The sequence below is a fragment of the Sporosarcina sp. P18a genome, from assembly GCF_002743135.1.
GTDB lineage: Bacteria > Bacillota > Bacilli > Bacillales_A > Planococcaceae > Sporosarcina.
In genome coordinates, this window is sequence record NZ_PDYQ01000001.1 from 1,409,552 (window position 1) to 1,428,835 (window position 19,284).

A 19,284-nucleotide genomic window follows, 5' to 3' on the forward strand; every position below is an offset into this window, starting at 1 on the left:
GCGGTTTTATATTTCCTATTAACCAATAATTACACGCTCTTGTGGGTAATGATAAGGTGTTTTATTCGATTTGCCACCTATCGTATAGATGAACGATATCAAACCTACTCGACCGATAAACATTAGCACCATAATAATCACTTTACCGAACACTGATAAATCACTTGTAATACCAAGTGACATGCCACACGTTCCAAAAGCGGATGTGATTTCAAATAACAACGGAATTACAGGTATTCCAGGCTCCGTAAGTAATAGCAACAATAATGCCGCCAACACCATAAAGCACGCTACGAGGATGACTGCATACGATCGGAATACGTCAATTAGTTTAATTTGGCGTTTAAAAACGTGTATAACGTCATTCCCCTTCGCAAAGTTAATGAGAAATAATAGCGCAATAGCAAAGGTCGTCGTGCGGATACCGCCACCTACTGAACTGGGCGAAGCACCAATGAACATGAGCGCACTGACAAAAATATCTGTTGCTTCACTAAATTGCGTTACGTCATACGTCACAAGACCCGCCGATCGTGCAGAAACTGAATGGAATAACGCCGTGAAAAATTGCTGATGCCAGCTCATTCCTTTAAATGAATTCAATGATTCTAACACCCAAATAGTGAATGTACCTGCAAGTAACAGAACACCGAATGTCGCGGTCGTAATCTTAGTGAAAAGGGAGAAGCGAAAATGCGGCACTTTTTTCGAAAAGAAGCTCTTCACTTCAATCAGAACTGGAAAGCCAATAGCACCTAAAATAATTAATATCATCAGTATAAGTTGCACGAAGTAATCATCATGATACGGTATCATCGATGAACCCGTAATGTCAAAACCCGCATTCGTAGTTGCAGACACCGCCATGAACATGCCATTCAACAACGCTTCACTAAATGAATTGTAAGAACGATAAATATATAATGTTAAAATACCGCCACCAATAATCTCAATGGCTACGATAATTTGGATGATTTGACGTATTAATTGAACGACACCTTGTAATGTGTACTGATTCGTGTCCACCATAATCAGTTGCCGCTCTCTCATGCCTATTCTTTTCTTTACAACTAGCCAGAAAAATGTTCCTAATGACATGATGCCAATACCACCGAGCTGAAGGACGAGCATAATCATGCAAATGCCAAATACAGAGTAAGTTTCTCCGATACTAATAGAAGACAAACCCGTTACGCTCACGGCGCTCACAGCCGTAAATAAACTATCTACGAAGGCTACCTTCACGCCCGGTTTATAGACACCCGGCAAGTTTAACAAGACAAAAGAAGATGCAATTGCCAAAAAGTAGTAGAAGGCGATAATCTGTGCTGGCGTAAACTTATGAAAAACTTCCCTGGAAAGCCTCATCTTTTTCAAATTCCTTTCATAACGGAAACTTCATTTTCCTACTTTATCAAATCCCTTGATGAAAAGATAGCTATATATAGAACATTACACTCTTTATACAATTCTAAACTGAGGCAACAAAAAAGCAGTCTCTTCCGTTCACATGGAAGAGACTGCTTTCGTATTATCTGTTAGCTTTCACTTTAGATTTTGCAACGGCCAGTAGATATCCGCCGATAGCTAAGATTAATAACACAACCCAGAATGTTGTTTTCCACATTGTAGAGTGTGGGAATGCTTCTGGAATGATGAGAAGCGCAGGGTGTGCCAGCGTTAATACAACTAGCTTTACACCTACCCATCCGACAATTAAGAATGCTGCAGTTTCCAAGGTTGGATACTTTTCAAGCATTACCACAAATTGTTTCGCTGCAAATCGAATCATGACTAAACCAATCATACCACCTAGCAACATCACAGCGAACTGCCCACCATTAATGCCACCGATATGGAAGTCACCTAACTCAGGCAATGTTACGGCAAGCGCAACAGCCGCAAGCATAGAGTCCAAAGCGAACGCAATATCTGCAAGTTCCACTTTCAACACAGTCATCCAGAAACCGGATTGTTTTTTAGGTTTCTTATTCGGATGCCCTTCTGGCTTATGGGTCAATTTATCGTATATATTTTTACCGGATATAAACAATAAGTAAATGGCACCGATTGCTTGTATCTCCCAGAACTTCACTAAAAACGTAATCATAAATAGTGCAGTGAATCTAAAGACGAATGCCCCTAGCAAACCATAAAATAATGCTTTCTTTTGTTGGAGTTTCGGTAAGTGCTTTACCATTACTGCCATTACTACCGCGTTGTCTGTCGCTAATAGGCCCTCGAGTACAATTAACACTAGGAGTACCCATGCATATTCTAATAAAATCGGATCCAACATAATGCCTCCTTATTTTCTACAAAATAAAAAAGACCCTCACCTAATAATTAGGCAAAGGTCTCGCTAAGTTGGAATTTTACGTTCAAAATCCAGCTATCATAACCGATGACCATTGTGGCGGTCACGTATTGACGATTATGAAATAGGTTTCCCTATAGCTACTCCCCCTTGACATTGCGTCAAAAGTTATTAAGTTATCGGATACTTTTAAAGTATTATAACATGATAACTTTGATTTGCAAATGATTTAGGCGATGCCTGTAGAGCTATTCAATTTAGTATGCATAACTACTTTGATGTACATGTAAGCGTATCACGTGGGTACTGTCCATTGTATAGTTTACTCCTACCACTATACTTTTCCTTGACATGATTTATTCAATTTAATAAAAAAGCCGACAAATGAAAAGTTCCATTTGCCGGCAGTATGCATTATTTGGATTCTCTAACCGTTACAGTTTCCGTTACTGTCACGGTTACAGTTTCCGTTATCTTAACAGGCTGATCTTCCGTTACAGCGTGTTCTCTCTTCGGCGTATTCCTACCTCGACGCGTCTCCCGGTCCAACAAACTGTAAATGATGGGAACAATATACAATGTCAAGAACGTGGAACTGATCAATCCGCCAATTACTGCAATCCCCATCGGTTGGTTCAACTCAGAACCTTCACCGAGGCCTAGCGCTAACGGTAGTAAGCCCAATATAGTTGTGAGGGCTGTCATGAGGATTGGACGCACACGGTCACGTACAGACGACATGATGGCATCATACGAACTAAGTCCTGCTTCTTTACGCTGATTGATGTAATCAACTAACACAATTCCGTTGTTGACCACAATCCCAACCAATATGAGAAGACCTATGACTGCTGTTACACTAACTGGTGTATTCGTGAAGAATAACGCTAAGGCTACACCGATTAACATAAGAGGTACAGAGAACATGATAACGAATGGATATTTAAACGATTCGAACTGTGCAGCCATTACGATATATACCAATATCACTGCCAGTATAATCGCCAATAACATATCGTTAATCGCATTTTCAAATAACTCGCGATCTCCCCCGTATGAAAGTTCTACTTCACTTGGTAGATCGAGGTCATCTACAATATCATTCACCTTTTTCGTCATATCTCCCAATGATTCACTGGATAGATATTTCACAGTAAATGCGACTGAATGTGCTTGATCTACACGTACAATCGTTGCAGGACCTTCTGCGATTTCCACATCCGCTATGTCCTTCAATTTAACAAACGTATCCAGCGGTGTTTTTAATTCCAATTCCTTTAACTTATTTACACTATTGCGGAAACGTTCATCATAGCTCACGTTCACTCCAACTACTTCGCCTGTTTTCTCAAAGACGATTTGTGAAGCAAAGACACCTCGCGTAACGTCACTAACCGTTTGCGCTATTTGATATGGAGCCAATCCGACATCTGAAGCTTTGTCACGATCCACTTCAATTTTTATTTCCTCTACCGTATCTACCAAATCATTTTTGACGTCAGTTACAGTATCCATTTCACTCAATTTCTCATCAAGCTTTGATACCGCTTTTCCTAACCGTTCCTCATTCGTATCATGTAAGGAGAATGATAAGGTATTTGGACTCGAGCCAGCAGCAGTCTGCATGTTGAAACTGATTTCTGCGTCATCGCCGACTTCATCTTCTACGACTGGTTGTACTTTGTCTACAAATTCAAAGACAGAGCGGTCACGGTCTTCTAGTGGGATCAGTTTTACATACACTTCTGCCATATTGCTTTCTGATCCACCTTGGGCCATACTTTGCTGAGTTCCGCCGACTAAACTGACATACACTTCCACGTCGTCTTGTTTCTTCATTTCTTCTTCAATTCGTTTTACTACATCGTTTGTCGCATCGAGTGAAGCACCATTTGGTAACTTTACATTGACGCTGAAAGATCCTTCGTCCGTAGCAGGCAGGAATTCCGTTCCTACTTTTAGAATTCCGAATACGCTTCCTACTAGTAAAGCGGTTGTGAGTAGTAACACGAGTAGACGATGGCCTAAAGCCCACTCGACGGACTTTTCGAATCTCTGATTTTTCTTCACACGATTCTTTTTCTCGAGTGTTTCTTCATCAGGTGTTTTCAACAAACGGCTCGCAAGCATAGGCACGACAGTCAGTGCAACAACTAACGACGCAAATAAACTAAATGAAATCGTTAATGCGAACTCCGTGAAGATTTGACCAATGATTCCCGTAATGAAAATAATCGGTACAAAAACAGCTAGAGTAGTTAACGTAGACGCGGTTATCGCCCCGCCCACTTCCTTAGAACCATCTTTCGCTGCTTCTGTTGGTGTTTTCCCCATTGCTAAATGACGCTCAATATTCTCTATTACGACAATGGCATTATCGACTAACATACCAATCCCCAGAGCAAGTGCACCGAGTGTCATGATGTTTAACGAGAAGTCTGCGAAATACATGAGAACAAATGTTACAATAACCGAATATGGAATCGCTACTCCAATGATGATGGGACTCTTAATTCCACGTAAGAAAACAAATAATACGAGCATAGCGAACAAACCACCAAGAATTAATGACTGACCGATATTGCCAATTGCGATCTGTACATAGTCCCCTTGGTCGAACATCACATCAGATTCAATATCTTTGTATGCGTCTTTCTCCAATAACTTATCCAATGATTTTTTAAACTCTTTAGATACAGTTGCAGTATTTGCTCCTGATTCTTGAAGTACAGACAATAATACAGCTTCCTCATCATTGGCTCGTGTTTCTGTCTGTACTTCCGGCTCCAACAAAGCAACATCCGCCACGTCAGAGACTTTGATTTTGTCACCTGTCTGAGGATTAGCGCCTATTTGGATACCTCGTACATCCGAGATATTTTGTACAGTACTTAAGATTCTTGTAGTTAACTTTCTACCATCACTCGTGTCAATCGGATCTCCTGGCATAGATACATTACTAGCTTGTATTGCTTGCACGACATCGGATTGCGTTAAACCAAATCCTTTTAGTTTATCAGGATCTAAAATAACCTGAACGTCCTCAATGATTTTACCTGACACGTTGACACTGGCTACACCGTCAATACGACGTAATTCTTTCTCTAGCTCTTCTGCAATCTTCCGTATATTCGTATCTTGATCGACGGAGCGTAAAGATAATTGGATGATTGGGAATTGAGAGGGATCAAACTTCATAAAACGCGGTTTATTTGCACCGTCAGGCATTTCTACTTGATCAATCCGTTGGAGGATATCCATTTGAACATCATCGATCGATGAATCCCAGTCAAATTGTAAGAATACTAAGTTGGCTCCTTCTTGAGAAGAAGACTGCATCGACTTTAAGCCAGGAGCTGTCGATAAACTTTCTTCCAACGGTTTAGTGATTTTCTCACTTACTTCCGTTGGTGAAGCACCCGGATAATTCGTCACCACTACCGCTACCGGCGGATTTAGATCAGGAATTAATGTAACGGGAATTTTAAAGAAGGATACTGCACCTAAAATAATGACAAGAAACATAGTGACTAACGTAAAAACGGGTCGTTTGACCGAAAAACTACTAATCTTCATTGATCTATTCCTCTCTTTTATCAGCGCTCCAGCTGGAGAAACCTTTTCATCTTTCCACCATACCACCTGAATAGCGTACTTTCACCGATATTTGCTCGAATCATAACGAATACACACAAAAATTATTCACAATTTTAACAAATAACCCGGACGGATTACAATGAATCCGTCCGGGCCGTATATTTTACAATTTATAATTGGTTATACAGTTTGATATCCGGGTATTTATCTTGGAACCAACGCATCGCAAAATTGTTTTCAAACAAGAAAACTTTGTGATCATATCGATCTTTTACGAGTAATGCACGTTGTCCTGCCATGGTCTCTTTTACATCTTCTTCGTTTTCAATCCAGCGTGCTACTTTGGATCCCATTGTCTCCATCTGGACTTCCACATGGTATTCCGCTCTCATACGATGTTCGAAAACTTCGAATTGAAGCTGCCCCACTGCACCGAGAATGACTTCTTCCGTATGCAATGTTTTGTAATACTGAATAGCTCCTTCCTGCACAAGCTGTAAGATTCCTTTGTGGAACTGTTTGGATTTCATGACGTTTTTAGCATTTACTCTAACAAAAAGCTCGGGAGTAAATTGTGGAAGCGCCTCAAATTGAAAGTTCGCTTTACCACTGATGACCGTGTCACCAATTTGGTAGTTACCTGTGTCATATAACCCAATAATATCGCCTGCTACTGCCTGATTGACAGTTTCGCGGTCATCTGCAAGGAATTGAGTCGTTTGCGTTAACTTGAAGTTTTTAGAAAGACGCGGAACCGTTACCGTCATGCCACGCTCAAATTCACCAGAAACGATTCGAACAAATGCAATCCGATCCCGATGTGCAGGATTCATGTTAGCCTGAATTTTGAAGATAAATCCTGAAAAAACTTCAGACTCAGGATCTACGAATTCAGCATCTTTCGTTAACCTAGGTTGAGGCTCAGGTGCGAATTGTAAAAATGTTTCTAAAAATGTCTGAACACCAAAATTAGTCAACGCACTACCGAAGAATACAGGTGTCAAATCGCCTTTAGCGATACGTTCTTCATCAAAGTCGTTCCCAGCTTCATTCAATAGCATGACATCTTCTAGTGCTTGCTTATAGTAAGAAGTCTCTTTCATGGAGTGTTCTACTGCAAGCTCGCCGTCTTCGTCGATTGGAAGGAACCGTTCCTCGTCTGCATTCGGACGCGCTAGCTCTATACGTTCATTGAAGCGATCGTAAATGCCTAGGAACTCTTTCCCCATACCAATTGGCCAATTCATTGCGTAAGATTGGATTTCCAACACTTCTTCTAGTTCTTCCATTAGCTCCAAAGGCTCTTTACCTTGGCGATCCATTTTATTAATGAATGTGAAGATAGGAATTCCGCGCATTTTACATACTTTAAATAATTTAATCGTCTGTGGCTCGATTCCTTTTGCTGAATCAACCATCATGACGGCAGCATCCACTGCCATTAATGTTCTATACGTATCTTCACTGAAGTCTTCGTGTCCGGGTGTATCCAAAATATTGACACGTTTGCCCGCATAGTCAAATTGTAAAACGGAAGAAGTGACAGATATTCCACGTTGTTTTTCAATTTCCATCCAGTCAGACGTAGCGAATTTTCCTGATTTCTTTCCTTTAACTGTACCAGCATCACGAATCGCTCCGCCAAAATATAGTAACTTTTCAGTAATTGTCGTTTTACCGGCATCGGGGTGAGAAATAATCGCAAACGTTCGCCGCGATGTGATTTCATCATTTCTATTTTTTTGCATCCATTGTACTCTCCTTTTGCTTACGTTTTCTATCATAGAGAGAATAGGGATGCATTTCAATGGTTTTCATTGAATTGACTAAAAAACTATAAACTCTCAATTCCAAACTGTACTTCACTTATTGATGGGTGTGTCGCCGAACTTTTTGGTTGCTTCATCAAGTGCAATAGTTGCATCCGAATGCGCATATTTCGTATTGCCGATAATTTGAAAATCTTCATGACCTTTTCCAGCAAATATAATGATGTCTCCCGCATTCGCTTGCACAATAGTATGACGCACTGCTTCTTCTCTATCCCCTATACATGCGTACTGGTTATGCGGCATAGTGGCACTAAGTTCCGATAAAATCGACTCATATGGCTCGTCTCGTGGATCATCTGTCGTAAAGACAACATAATCTGCCGCTGCCGCTTTTTCTCCCATGATTGGGCGCTTAAGACGATCACGATTGCCTCCCGTTCCTATTAAGAATAATAGACGGTTGCCTTCCTTTTTTAAGGGTTGCACTGTAGCAATCGCTTTTTCAATCGCATCCGGCGAATGTGCATAATCGATGAAAATGGTCAGTGGTAAAGATGTTTCCACTTTTTCAAGACGGCCTTTCACTGTCGATACATTCGCCAGTAGCGGTAAAATATCTTCTGTCGCCATTCCTTTCGCATATAACGCTGCAATTGCGGCCAACGAATTATAGACGTTAAACTCTCCAATCAACGGCATCGTAACGGGGAACGTTCCATCTGGCGCATGCAATTGGAATTTCGTAAAGTTCGACTGCATTTCAATCGCTGTTGCTTGGAATGAAGACTTCACATGAATACCATATGTGTAAATTGGGAATGATGTCATTTCGATCATCTTACTGCTCCATGGATCATCAGCATTGATGATTGCATACTTTTGTTGATCAAGTTGCTGACCCAATTGTGCAAACAGTAAACCTTTCGCTGCACTGTAATTCTCCATCGTTTTGTGATAATCCAAATGATCATGCGTTAAGTTAGTGAAGATCGCGATATCAAATTCCGTTCCTGCCAATCGTCCTTCAACTAATCCGTGTGAAGACACTTCCATGATCATCGATTCGCAACCTTCATTTGCTGCTTGTGCAATCATCTGCTGAGTAGTCAAAACATCAGTCGTTGTATTTTCCGTTTCATAAAGGATGTCATTTAATTTAAAACCAATCGTACCAGAAACAGCTGTCTTTTCTTCAGTCTGTCGCAGCATGTCATGAATGATGTTGCCGACACTCGTTTTTCCATTGGTTCCCGTAACACCGATCATTTTCATGCGTTTCGAAGGATACTGATAGTACTTAGAGGCCAATAACTCAATCGCTTTTGATGTGTTTTCGACATAGACGACCGCTGTACGGTCTTCATCTATTATGATAGGCTCTGATGCGATAATAACACGTGCGCCACTCAACAATGCACTCTTGACGAATTGATGACCATTCACTGTATAACCTTTCAGACAAACAAATACCCCTCCATCTTGAACAGCTCTTGAGTCGACCGCTACGTCTGTTATATTTTCAGGTAATGTTCCTTTAATTGTTTTTACAGGTAGTACAGATAGTAAATCTTTCGTGTTCATTTGGTTTCCTCCAATACGTTGGTGAATAACTCGTGTAAGTATAACAAAAAGGCGAATAGTAATTCAAAAAGGCTTTTTTTCTGGAAAATGAAGTGTTATAGAATGTATCTATCATTCCTATTATACGCATCTTTTCTTATCACATCCAGCATGGAATATAGCATGAAGTTTCTATATCATGCCGAAATATATACTCCTATTGTCCGTTACTTAAATGATGTTGATTTGTAAAAAGATCATCGGTGATCACAAAGGCACTTTGCTGGCCAAAAGACAGCAAAGCGCATCTCAATAGTTTGGATTTCCTTACAGTTAGCGAATGAAACGCTTTACTACTGACAATTTCCCTCTATATGGAGGAAATGCTATAGGCACCGATACTGCGGTACTCTTTTTCATCATGGATTTCGAATGGGAGAATGTTTCAAAACTTGCTTTTCCATGGTATTGATTCATTCCAGAAGGCCCTACTCCGCCAAACGGTAAATGAATGTTGGCCACATGTGAAATGGTGTCATTGATGCAACCACCGCCAAAAGGCAATACTTCGATGAAATGATTGGCTGCCTCATCGTTTTCAGTAAAAAGGTATGCAGCAAGCGGCTTAGGTAACATGCTAATTTGCTGAATGGCCACACCTAAATTATCATACGGAAGAACAGGCAAGATCGGCCCAAACAACTCCTCTTGCATACTTGCGCTATTCCAGTCCGAAAGCGCTAAAATCGTCGGCTCGATGTATTTATCCGCAGCATCTGTCTTGCCGCCTTCTACGATATATGCTTGATCTTGTTCTAATATTTTTGCTAATCGATCGAAATGACGGTCCGCAATTATGCGACCGTAGTCAGCACTCTTCTGTGCATCTTTCCCGTAATAACGTTGGATAGCGCTCTTCATTTCATTTAATAATTCATCGTAAATCGAAACGTCAGCAAGGACATAGTCTGGTGCTACACATGTTTGACCTGCATTCATATACTTACCCCAAACGATCTTCTCTGCCGCTTTTTTGATATCTGCAGTATGATCGACAACGGCTGGACTTTTTCCGCCCAATTCTAGTGTCAATGGAGTCAATCTCTCCGCACAAGCTTTCATGACGATTTTCCCTACTTTTGCACTTCCGGTAAAGAATACATAATCAAATGGTGCGCCAAGTAACAGTTGTGTTTCTTCTTTGTGACCATGCACAACGGTTACATACTCCGACGGAAATATACTTGAAATGATTTTGTCCACGACAGCAGCTGTATGCAATGCATCTTCCGAAGGTTTCAACACTGTACAATTCCCTGTTGCGATCGAGCCTATTAACGGATCAATCAACAGTTGGAACGGATAGTTAAAGGGTCCAATAATCAATACAGTGCCATATGGTTCCTTCACGATAAAGCTCGTTGCCGGTTGTAAATGGAGTGGTGTCTTTACTTTTTCAGGTGCTGCCCATTCTTCCAAGTGATCCATCATATGTGTAATACTGGATAACACAAAGCCTATCTCTGCTACATAGGCTTCGAGCGGAGGTTTGTGTAGATCTTTATGCAATGCATCCGAGATTTCTTTCTCGTGCTTTTGAATCGCTTTATACAGCTTTTCCAACATCATTTTTCGAAATGAAATACTACGCGTTACTCCTGAGACATAATATTGCTTCTGTTTGTTCATAATCATTTCAAGTTCCAGACTGGTCATTGCCAAATTATCCACACTCCTCATGATTGTTGTTGTTATCAGTCTACCATTTTATTCAATAGAAAAAACTTCAGACGATTGATTCGACTGAAGTTTCTACGTATTTTATATTTTATTTTTCATAAGTCGCAATGAATTTAATACGACAATGACCGTCGCACCCATATCTGCCATAACCGCCATCCATAATGTCAGCCAACCTGGAATAATGAGAAGTAGTGCAAGCACTTTTAAACCAAGTGCGATCGAGATATTTTGTACAATGATTTGTTTCGTGCGCGAGCTTAATTTGATCGTATAGGGAAGTTTCTCCAAGTCATCTGCCATCAATGCAATATCTGCCGTTTCAAGTGCAGTATCTGTTCCCGCACCTCCCATTGCAATACCGACATTTGCTGTAGCTAATGCTGGCGCGTCGTTCACTCCGTCACCCACCATTGCTACTTTACCATATTGACCTAATGATTTAATCATCTCGACTTTTTGATCAGGTAATAATTCTGCTTTGACTTCCGATAACCCAAGTTGCGCTCCAATTGACAGAGCGGTCGATTGATTATCACCCGTTAGCATCACCGTCTTCTTACCCATCTCATGAAGCTTCCGGATAACCTTCACACTACTTTTACGCACTTGATCAGCTACTGCTATTATTCCTTCTAAACCGGTTTCAGACCAGACGAGCATAACTGTTTTACCTTGTTTCTGAAACGCTAGAATCTGCTGTTCAATGGATTCTTCCACTGTGTTCATTTCCCGGAATAAATTCGGACTGCCTACATGCACTAAACGCTCTCCAATCATAGCTTTTGCGCCTTTGCCTGTAATGGATTGAAATTGATGTACCGACAGTAATCCAAGCGGTAATTTCTCCGCCGCCCGCAAAATCGATGTGGCTAATGGATGTTGGGAAAACTTCTCGATAGAAGCTGCTTGTTGCACTATTTGATCTTCTGTTAATGAAGAAACCGACACGACATCTGTTACTTCCGGACGTCCTTCAGTCAGAGTACCTGTTTTATCAAAAGCTACCACGTTGATTTGTCCCGTTTCTTCTAAATGAATGCCACCTTTGATCAATACACCATTGCGTGCGGCGTTCCCAATCGCTGTAACGATCGCAATAGGCGTGGAGATGACTAATGCGCAAGGGCAGCCAACTACTAATACGACAAGACCTTTATAGAACCATTCACCCCATACTCCACCGATTAAAAGTGGCGGTATGATCATGATCAGTAAAGAAATAACTAAAATAGCTGGTGTATAGTATCTCGCAAAGCGATCGACAAATTGTTGTGTCGGTGCTTTTTCCGCCTGAGCTTCTTCGACTAAGTGAATGATTTTGGCAATCGTAGTATCTTCAGCGAGTTTCGTCACACGGACTTGCATTGCACCTTCTTCATTTAAGGTACCTGCAAACACTTCATCTCCAAGTACTTTGTGTACGGGCACAGACTCACCTGTAATGGCGGCTTGGTTAACGGATGAGTCACCTTGGATCACTTCACCATCCATCGCAATCTTTTGTCCCGGTTTAATCAAAATCACATCATTAATTCGTAAATCCTCTACATCTACTTCAAATTCATTATTTCCGCGAAGTACAATGGCTGTTGTAGGGGCGATTTCTATTAGTGATGTAATGGAATTTCTCGCTTTATCAATTGAATAACTTTCTAATGCTTCACTGACAGAGAAGAGGAACACTACGACCGCGCCTTCTGCCCAGTCACCAATGAGTGCAGCCCCAATGACTGCGATTGTCATCAATGTAGACATATCAAATTCAAGTTTAAAAAGATTCGTTAATCCTTCCTTCATCAAACTGAATCCACCGATTATAATCGCAGAGAGAAACAGAGCAATCGACAGCCAGTTATGATCACCATTTGCGGTAGATACTGCATACCCTGCTAGTAGCAAAACGAACGAAGCACTAGTCGTTTGATTTTCACGTTTTTTCCAAAAAGGCGTATGTTGTTTACTGATCCGCTGTTTTTCAGGAAACACTTTAATACCGTCAAATGCCCCTGCCTCTTCTAATTGTAAAATAGAAGCCTCTCCCGCAACTGTTAATTTGGATGCACCAAAGTTCAACTGCACATCTTCCACAGACTCAATCTGCCGGACATTTTTCTCGAATTTCGCAGCACAACTTGTGCACGATAAATTTTGCAGGCGATAGACATTTTTCTCAGAAGCCATGTGACCAGTCCTCTCAAAAATTCGTTCATTTTACCCTTTTTCATCATTCAATCGTCCATTTGATTGATTAATTTTAGTATATGCAATTCAAGATATTTTGTCAATTTAGCCATTCAACTATACATTTGAATGAAATCACATAAAAAAGCAGTTCCTTGGATATCCTAAGGAACTGCAAAATGAACCATTTTCTATTTTGAGCGCGTAATGAAGATTTGCGGTACTTCCGCTTCAAATCGAACTAATTCCCCTGTACGCGGATGTAGAAAAGACAAAGCTGTGGCATGAAGTCCCACTCTACGCAAAGGGTTGCCTGTAGCACCATACTTTTTGTCACCCATCACTGGATGACCCAATTCTTCCATATGCACACGGATTTGATTTTTTCGGCCGGTTTCCAGAAGAACTTCCAACAATGAGCAACTTTTATTCGCTTGTACTCTTCTATAATGTGTAATGGCATGTTGTCCTCCATTGTCAGTTGGGCTTGAATATACTCTGAATGCACTATTTTCCGTTAACCAAGACGAAATAGTTCCTGATTGTGCACGTACTTTCCCATCGACAAGCGCAGTATACAAACGTTCCTTTACCGATTCATTCCATGTACTTTGCAACGCTTGCTGGGTTTCTTCGTTTTTAGCAAACATCATCACACCCGATGTATCTCTATCCAGACGGTGCACAACAAAAATTCGGTTTTCAGGATGACTCCTCTTCACATACTTGGTGATTTCTCTATAGGCAGTCTGATCTTTTTCTTTTTCAGAAGCTACAGAAAGAATGCCTGCATCTTTATTGATCACGATAATATCGTCATCTTCATGGAGAATAGATACACCGACTAATTTTGAGACATTTATCGCCGTTTTATTGCTTTGTATTTCCACCTTTTGTCCAGGCGCTAACGGCTGATTATGCTTTGTTGTCATCTGACCATCCACCATAACTTGGCCACGTGTAAGAATGGATTTCACCGAATTTCTACTGCTTTTTGACATAACCTTCAATAAATACGGCAAGAGCTCTATCTGTTCTTCCACTGTATATTCTTGTACATTAGATGTAATCTGTTTTCTTTTCATTGTATGTTAGCCCTCCTGCTTATTTAAATAGGTGCTCGTATTATAACTATACACCGCATGACGGATGGTGCGCTTGAATATCATTTGACAGTACATGTGAAAAAATCTAGACATAAAAAAACAGCCCCTAGACATTCGGTCTAATAGGACTGTTTATTGTTATAAACCGTGTTCCTACGGTAAATAACTTAGGTTTGGCACCTATGACTCCGACTGGGCTCGAACCAGCGACCTCCACCCTGTCAAGGTGGCGCTCTCCCAGCTGAGCTACGGAATCGATCATACTAGGATGTGCATGTTGAAGTGAGTTAGTTAGGCTCTCAAGCACAAATACTATAATAGCATTATCTTTCCTTGTTGTAAACAAAGAAATTAAAAAATCGATAATTTTTCTATACCATTAGAAAAATTACCGACTTTTATGGACGTTTATTAGACTATTTAGAGACGCTTCTCCCTTCCCTTACTGCATAGGGTTTAATTGTTCTTCTGTTGATTCATTCTCAAAATATAAAAACTCTTCATGATCCAGCTCACTCATACGTTCTTTGTTGAAACCATGTGCCAAGTGCCCTTCAAAAACGTTTTCCCACCATGTCTCTTGTGTACTCATAGTATTTTCTCTCCTTTTTGATTTGATTGGTTTCTGTACCGATCTATATAGTTTATTCGTTATGACTGATTCGCTTATATGTAGTATATACATAACTCGTGTTGGTAAAACTGCGTAATTAGTCCAAAATAATTTGACTGATTTTTGGTCCTTCGGCTTCTTGACTTTTATTTTATCATGTGTTTTAAAATTCGAGTTTCGACGGGAATCCTTATATATAGTAGACCCGTCCTCTAGTAAAAATTCTATTTAGTCTAGTTCTTTTCACCCGACTAGATTTGTAGAGATATAAGAACGCGAATAAGTTTCTGAAAATTCTTATCTTTTATTAGTAAAATAAAAGACTTGCAAGCTCCATTTCGAGCTGGCAAGTCCTATTAGAAATTATTTAATTTGAAGCCAATGTTGGCGAATTATTTTTCTTATTACCCATCCACTGAGACACCAGCAAGACGATGAATAATACTAAACCGATAATATCTGTGATAGTTTCTGGGTAGATCAACAACATGCCTGTACATATCGTGATAATTCGCAGAATCCAGTTCAGTTTACTATACCAGAAACCAATGATCCCCGCCCCGATTGCGACCATACCAATAATGGCGGTCACCGTCACCCAAACAATCTCTAGTATACTCGAGTCGAGCATTAGCATCGCCGGATTAAAGACGAACATGTACGGAATGATGAATGCAGCAATCGCTAGTTTCGCGGAAGTGACACCAGTCTTGATCGGATCCCCACCTGAAATACCGGAAGCTGCAAAGGCAGCGAGTGCAACAGGCGGCGTGATATCCGCAATGATACCAAAGTAAAATACGAATAAGTGTGCAGATACCGCCACTACAATCGGCACAGCTGCACCTGTAGGCTCACCTAGCATCAATAACGTAATGATGGCAGGTGCTGCGATTGTAGATGTAATAACATAGTTTGCCGTCGTTGGAGAGCCCATGCCCAAAATAATTGCCGCGAACATCGTGAAAATTAATGTGAGCAAGATGTTACCGCCAGCTGCCGAGATCAAGCCGGTTGCCAAGCTAAGCCCAAGACCCGTCTTGACGACAACACCGACAATAATACCCGCACAAGCTGTTGCAGCTGCTACAGCCAATGCTGTACGGGCACCATCTACTAATGCCTCAATCATATCTTTAAAGCCAATTCTCGTTTCTTTACTAATTGCACTCACTGCAATGGTTAATACGATACCGAGTAAAGCCGCTTTCATCGTGGGAATACCTATTAATAGGAAGACAATAATACCTATAATCGGTAGTAATAAATAAATCTTCTTCAGCGTTTCTTTACGATTAGGAATTTGCGAGGCATCCATCCCTTGCAAACCAACACGCTTTGCTTCGAAATGGGTCATGATCCAAATTCCGGTGAAGTACAGCAACGCAGGGATAGCTGCTGCTTTGGCAATTTCCCAATACGTAACGCCGCCGATAAATTCAACCATCAGGAATGCAGCGGCCCCCATGATGGGTGGCATAATCTGCCCACCTGTAGACGCAGCTGCCTCTACTCCGCCTGCGAATTCTTTTCGATAACCTAGTTTCTTCATCATAGGGATCGTGTATGAGCCCGATCCAACAACATTCGCTACGGAACTACCGGAAATTGTACCTTGCAAAGCACTTGAGAAAATAGCGACTTTTGCCGGTCCGCCAGTCAAACGTCCTGCCAATACTACCGCCAAGTCATTAAAGTAGTTACCAACACCAGTCTTTACTAAGAACGCTCCAAATAATAGGAACACGAAGATGAAAGTGGCGGATACACTAATGGGCGTACCGAGAATTCCGTCCGTTGTAAAGAACATGAGTTGAACGAGATTTTCTACACTTTGACCTCTATGTGCAAGGAACCCGGGGAAATAAGGTCCAAAGAACGCATAAGTGAGAAACACCACTGAGATGATTGTGATCGGCATTCCTACCGCACGTCTCGCTGCCTCTAGTGTGAGGAGAACCGCTAAAATACCGATAATTAAATCGACATCGGATACACGCCCCACACGATATACTAATTCGTTAATAAATAATGGCCAGTATAAACCAACTGCTATCGCCAATAAAGATAAAATAATATCATAAAATGGAACTTTGTCACGACGCACACCGATCTTTTTCCTAGCAGGGAACAACAAGAAAATAAGTGATAAAGCAAATCCTAAGTGAATCGATCGCTGGATTTGAGCTGTAAATGGTTTACCAATCGCTGTATACAACTGGAATATGGAAAATGCCAACAAACCGAAAAATACAATCTTCCCGATAAGACCTTTCAGATCTCTCGTATTGGATTCAGGGTCGTACTTTTGAAGAATTTCGAGTTGTTCTTGTTCAGAAAGTGTACCCATTTCTTCATCAGAGATAGCGGGAATATCTTTTTCCCGATCTTTATTATTTTTCATTTAATCTGACTCCTTTTAACATCTTATAATTTGAAACCTTCGCCACATGAAATTCATAAGAATGCCCCTTTTGAAGAAATTCTTTTAGATGATAATCTTGTTGCTCATATCGCAAAGACAGATCTGTATTCACCCTACCTACGTAGAGAACAAACGAGTCTATTACGCGGTTTTCGAATGTAAGCGTATAAACACCATCTTCTACTTGCAGTGTTTCGCCTTCCTCTGCATAACCCGGCAAACCGATGGCTACATCTTCATACTGCATAAATTCGAAACGGAGCTTTCCATTGTCGGTAATGCGATACTGCTCTTTCACATTGGACAAATGGATTGAATGAATATATTGAATTTGAAAATTTCTATTCTCGTGTAATGGAAGATAATACGCTTTTGGTTGTTCGCTCCGAACCTCTTCAAGTATGATCATTTGTCTATACGGATAAAACCAGATGATCAGCATTACAATTCCGATAAGAAACGTCAGCAGAAACAGAATTTTTCGTGATTTCATCCGCTTAATCCTTTCTGTTTCATTACATACAAACGGCTAAATAGTTTATGTATTCCGCTAATTATATTTAAAAAAGTAAGAATGGGACGGACAAAGCTCTCGCTTGACCGTCCCTCATGATTCTTTCAGATAACTTACTCCGTTTATTAGTTCACTTCGTCAAAGTATTTCTGTGCACCTGGGTGTACAGGAATACCAATTCCATTCAAACCGTTTTCTGCTTTAATCAAAGCACCTTTAGCATGTTGGATTTTCGAAGCATTTTCATAAATCGCCTTTGTGATCTGGTAACCAAGTTCTTCAGAAATATCGTTCTGCATAACAAGCATTGCACCTACTGATACTGCAGGTGTCTCTTCTTTGGAACCATACGTTCCAGCAGGGATTATTTCTTTCGTATAGTATGGGTATTTCTCGATTAATTCATCTGCTTTGTCTTCTTCTACTGGAATAATGAAAACTTCTGAAGTAGCGTTTAGACCTTCAACAGCACCAGTCGGAGTTCCAGCTGTAATGAATGCAGCGTCAATTTGTCCCGCTTGCAGACTTTCTTGTGACTCACCGAAGTCCAAGTTTTGTGCTTTGATATCGCTTAAAGCTAAACCATGGATTTCAAGCAATTGCTCAGCGTTAGCAGCTGTTCCTGAACCTGGCGCTCCTATTGATATACTTTTGCCTTTTAAGTCTTCAAATGTTTTGATATTGCTTTTCTTCAATGTAACCAATTGAACCGTTTCTGGGTAAAGTGAACCAATAGCAGATACGTCGTCGATTACATCTCCGTCAAACATCATTTCACCTTTAGAAGCGTAGTATGCGATGTCCGTTTGTACGAATGCAATATTTGCATCTCCATCTTTAAGTGCTGTCATGTTAGCAGCAGACGCTTGAGATACTTCAGCAGTTGTCTTGATTCCTGTCTCTTCAGTAATGAATTCAGCAAAAGACCCACCTAATGGATAATAAGTTCCTTGTGTTCCCCCAGTAAGTAAGCTCAAGAACTTGTAGTCTTGCTCTGTCTTACCTTCATCTTTGTTTCCGTCTGCATCTTTGTTCCCGTCGGCTTTTTCGTCGTTACCGCAAGCTGCGAGCACAAGAAGCGCAAGCATGGAAACTAACGCCAGTAGGCGAAGTGAATTTTTCTTCATGTGACCATCTCCCCTTTACATTTTGTAGTCATAGACACTACCATTCTACCATGAAAGCGCTTTAACTTGTCAATATAATAATTTATATATTATTTCCTGTTCCTTTTATGCTATTGACCCCCGTAAATATATAGCCTTTATCAGGTGTTGCCCAACACCTATTCCAGCGAAGGCGACTGCCGTGGTAGATGTAGTGGTTCTAATGGACTCTCCACTCTCACCGCTTACCACATACTCATAACAGAACCGTAATCCTAGACGCACCTACTAATTTCATCTACAACAAAAAACTGCTGCTAGAAATGATGATCTAGAGCAGTTCGTTTTAA

Annotated in this window: 12 protein-coding genes and 1 tRNA gene; all 13 read right to left on the reverse strand. The window is 40.7% G+C overall.

Going from position 1 to position 19,284, the window contains the following annotated elements; all coding sequences use genetic code 11:
* Nucleotides 1-18: 18 nt before the first annotated feature.
* Nucleotides 19-1,368 (reverse strand): TrkH family potassium uptake protein, encoded by a 1,350-nt coding sequence (locus tag CSV75_RS07170; RefSeq protein WP_099675223.1) that lies wholly within the window; start codon nucleotides 1,366-1,368, stop codon nucleotides 19-21.
* Between the two features lie 163 nt (nucleotides 1,369-1,531).
* Nucleotides 1,532-2,296 carry a TerC family protein gene (locus tag CSV75_RS07175; RefSeq protein ID WP_099675224.1) on the reverse strand — a complete coding sequence of 255 codons (765 nt, stop codon included), beginning with the start codon at nucleotides 2,294-2,296 and terminating at the stop codon, nucleotides 1,532-1,534.
* A 435-nt stretch (nucleotides 2,297-2,731) separates the two neighbouring features.
* Entirely contained in the window at nucleotides 2,732-5,893 is a 3,162-nt protein-coding gene (locus CSV75_RS07180; RefSeq protein WP_099675225.1) for an efflux RND transporter permease subunit, read from the reverse strand.
* 191 nt (nucleotides 5,894-6,084) lie between these two features.
* Nucleotides 6,085-7,662 carry a peptide chain release factor 3 gene (locus CSV75_RS07185; RefSeq protein ID WP_099675226.1) on the reverse strand — a complete coding sequence of 526 codons (1,578 nt, stop codon included), beginning with the start codon at nucleotides 7,660-7,662 and terminating at the stop codon, nucleotides 6,085-6,087.
* A gap of 114 nt (nucleotides 7,663-7,776) precedes the next feature.
* Entirely contained in the window at nucleotides 7,777-9,267 is a 1,491-nt protein-coding gene (locus CSV75_RS07190) for a UDP-N-acetylmuramoyl-L-alanyl-D-glutamate--2,6-diaminopimelate ligase (RefSeq protein WP_099675227.1), read from the reverse strand.
* 312 nt (nucleotides 9,268-9,579) lie between these two features.
* Complete coding sequence (locus CSV75_RS07195) at nucleotides 9,580-10,968, reverse strand: aldehyde dehydrogenase (RefSeq protein WP_099675228.1); 1,389 nt, start codon at nucleotides 10,966-10,968, stop codon at nucleotides 9,580-9,582.
* Nucleotides 10,969-11,067: 99 nt separating this feature from the next.
* Nucleotides 11,068-13,170 carry a heavy metal translocating P-type ATPase gene (locus CSV75_RS07200; RefSeq protein WP_099675229.1) on the reverse strand — a complete coding sequence of 701 codons (2,103 nt, stop codon included), beginning with the start codon at nucleotides 13,168-13,170 and terminating at the stop codon, nucleotides 11,068-11,070.
* A 191-nt stretch (nucleotides 13,171-13,361) separates the two neighbouring features.
* Entirely contained in the window at nucleotides 13,362-14,255 is an 894-nt protein-coding gene (locus tag CSV75_RS07205; RefSeq protein ID WP_099675230.1) for an RluA family pseudouridine synthase, read from the reverse strand.
* A gap of 204 nt (nucleotides 14,256-14,459) precedes the next feature.
* Nucleotides 14,460-14,532 (reverse strand) — tRNA-Val (locus tag CSV75_RS07210).
* A gap of 186 nt (nucleotides 14,533-14,718) precedes the next feature.
* Complete coding sequence (locus CSV75_RS16425; protein WP_180960147.1) at nucleotides 14,719-14,868, reverse strand: hypothetical protein; 150 nt, start codon at nucleotides 14,866-14,868, stop codon at nucleotides 14,719-14,721.
* Between the two features lie 388 nt (nucleotides 14,869-15,256).
* Nucleotides 15,257-17,293, reverse strand: a complete 2,037-nt coding sequence (locus tag CSV75_RS07215; protein WP_369825345.1) for a TRAP transporter permease — start codon at nucleotides 17,291-17,293, stop codon at nucleotides 15,257-15,259.
* A complete protein-coding gene (locus tag CSV75_RS07220) occupies nucleotides 17,283-17,807 on the reverse strand; it encodes a DUF1850 domain-containing protein (RefSeq protein WP_099675231.1) in 525 nt (174 codons plus the stop codon). Before CSV75_RS07220 ends, CSV75_RS07215 begins: the two co-directional genes overlap by 11 nt.
* 146 nt (nucleotides 17,808-17,953) lie before the next feature.
* The gene (locus CSV75_RS07225; RefSeq protein WP_099675232.1) at nucleotides 17,954-18,955 is read right to left on the reverse strand and encodes a TAXI family TRAP transporter solute-binding subunit; all 1,002 of its coding nucleotides are present in this window, start codon (nucleotides 18,953-18,955) and stop codon (nucleotides 17,954-17,956) included.
* Nucleotides 18,956-19,284 lie beyond the last annotated feature (329 nt).

Bases quoted from the DNA above. Each gene is read 5' to 3' on its own strand.
- CSV75_RS07185 (WP_099675226.1), bottom strand. From the start codon at position 7,662: ATGCAAAAAAATAGAAATGATGAAATCACATCGCGGCGAACGTTTGCG.
- CSV75_RS16425 (WP_180960147.1), bottom strand. From the start codon at position 14,868: ATGAGTACACAAGAGACATGGTGGGAAAACGTTTTTGAAGGGCACTTG.
- CSV75_RS07220 (WP_099675231.1), bottom strand. From the start codon at position 17,807: ATGAAATCACGAAAAATTCTGTTTCTGCTGACGTTTCTTATCGGAATT.
- CSV75_RS07205 (WP_099675230.1), bottom strand. From the start codon at position 14,255: ATGAAAAGAAAACAGATTACATCTAATGTACAAGAATATACAGTGGAA.
- CSV75_RS07190 (WP_099675227.1), bottom strand. From the start codon at position 9,267: ATGAACACGAAAGATTTACTATCTGTACTACCTGTAAAAACAATTAAA.
- CSV75_RS07180 (WP_099675225.1), bottom strand. From the start codon at position 5,893: ATGAAGATTAGTAGTTTTTCGGTCAAACGACCCGTTTTTACGTTAGTC.
- CSV75_RS07170 (WP_099675223.1), bottom strand. From the start codon at position 1,368: ATGAGGCTTTCCAGGGAAGTTTTTCATAAGTTTACGCCAGCACAGATT.
- CSV75_RS07215 (WP_369825345.1), bottom strand. From the start codon at position 17,293: ATGAAAAATAATAAAGATCGGGAAAAAGATATTCCCGCTATCTCTGAT.
- CSV75_RS07225 (WP_099675232.1), bottom strand. From the start codon at position 18,955: ATGAAGAAAAATTCACTTCGCCTACTGGCGTTAGTTTCCATGCTTGCG.
- CSV75_RS07200 (WP_099675229.1), bottom strand. From the start codon at position 13,170: ATGGCTTCTGAGAAAAATGTCTATCGCCTGCAAAATTTATCGTGCACA.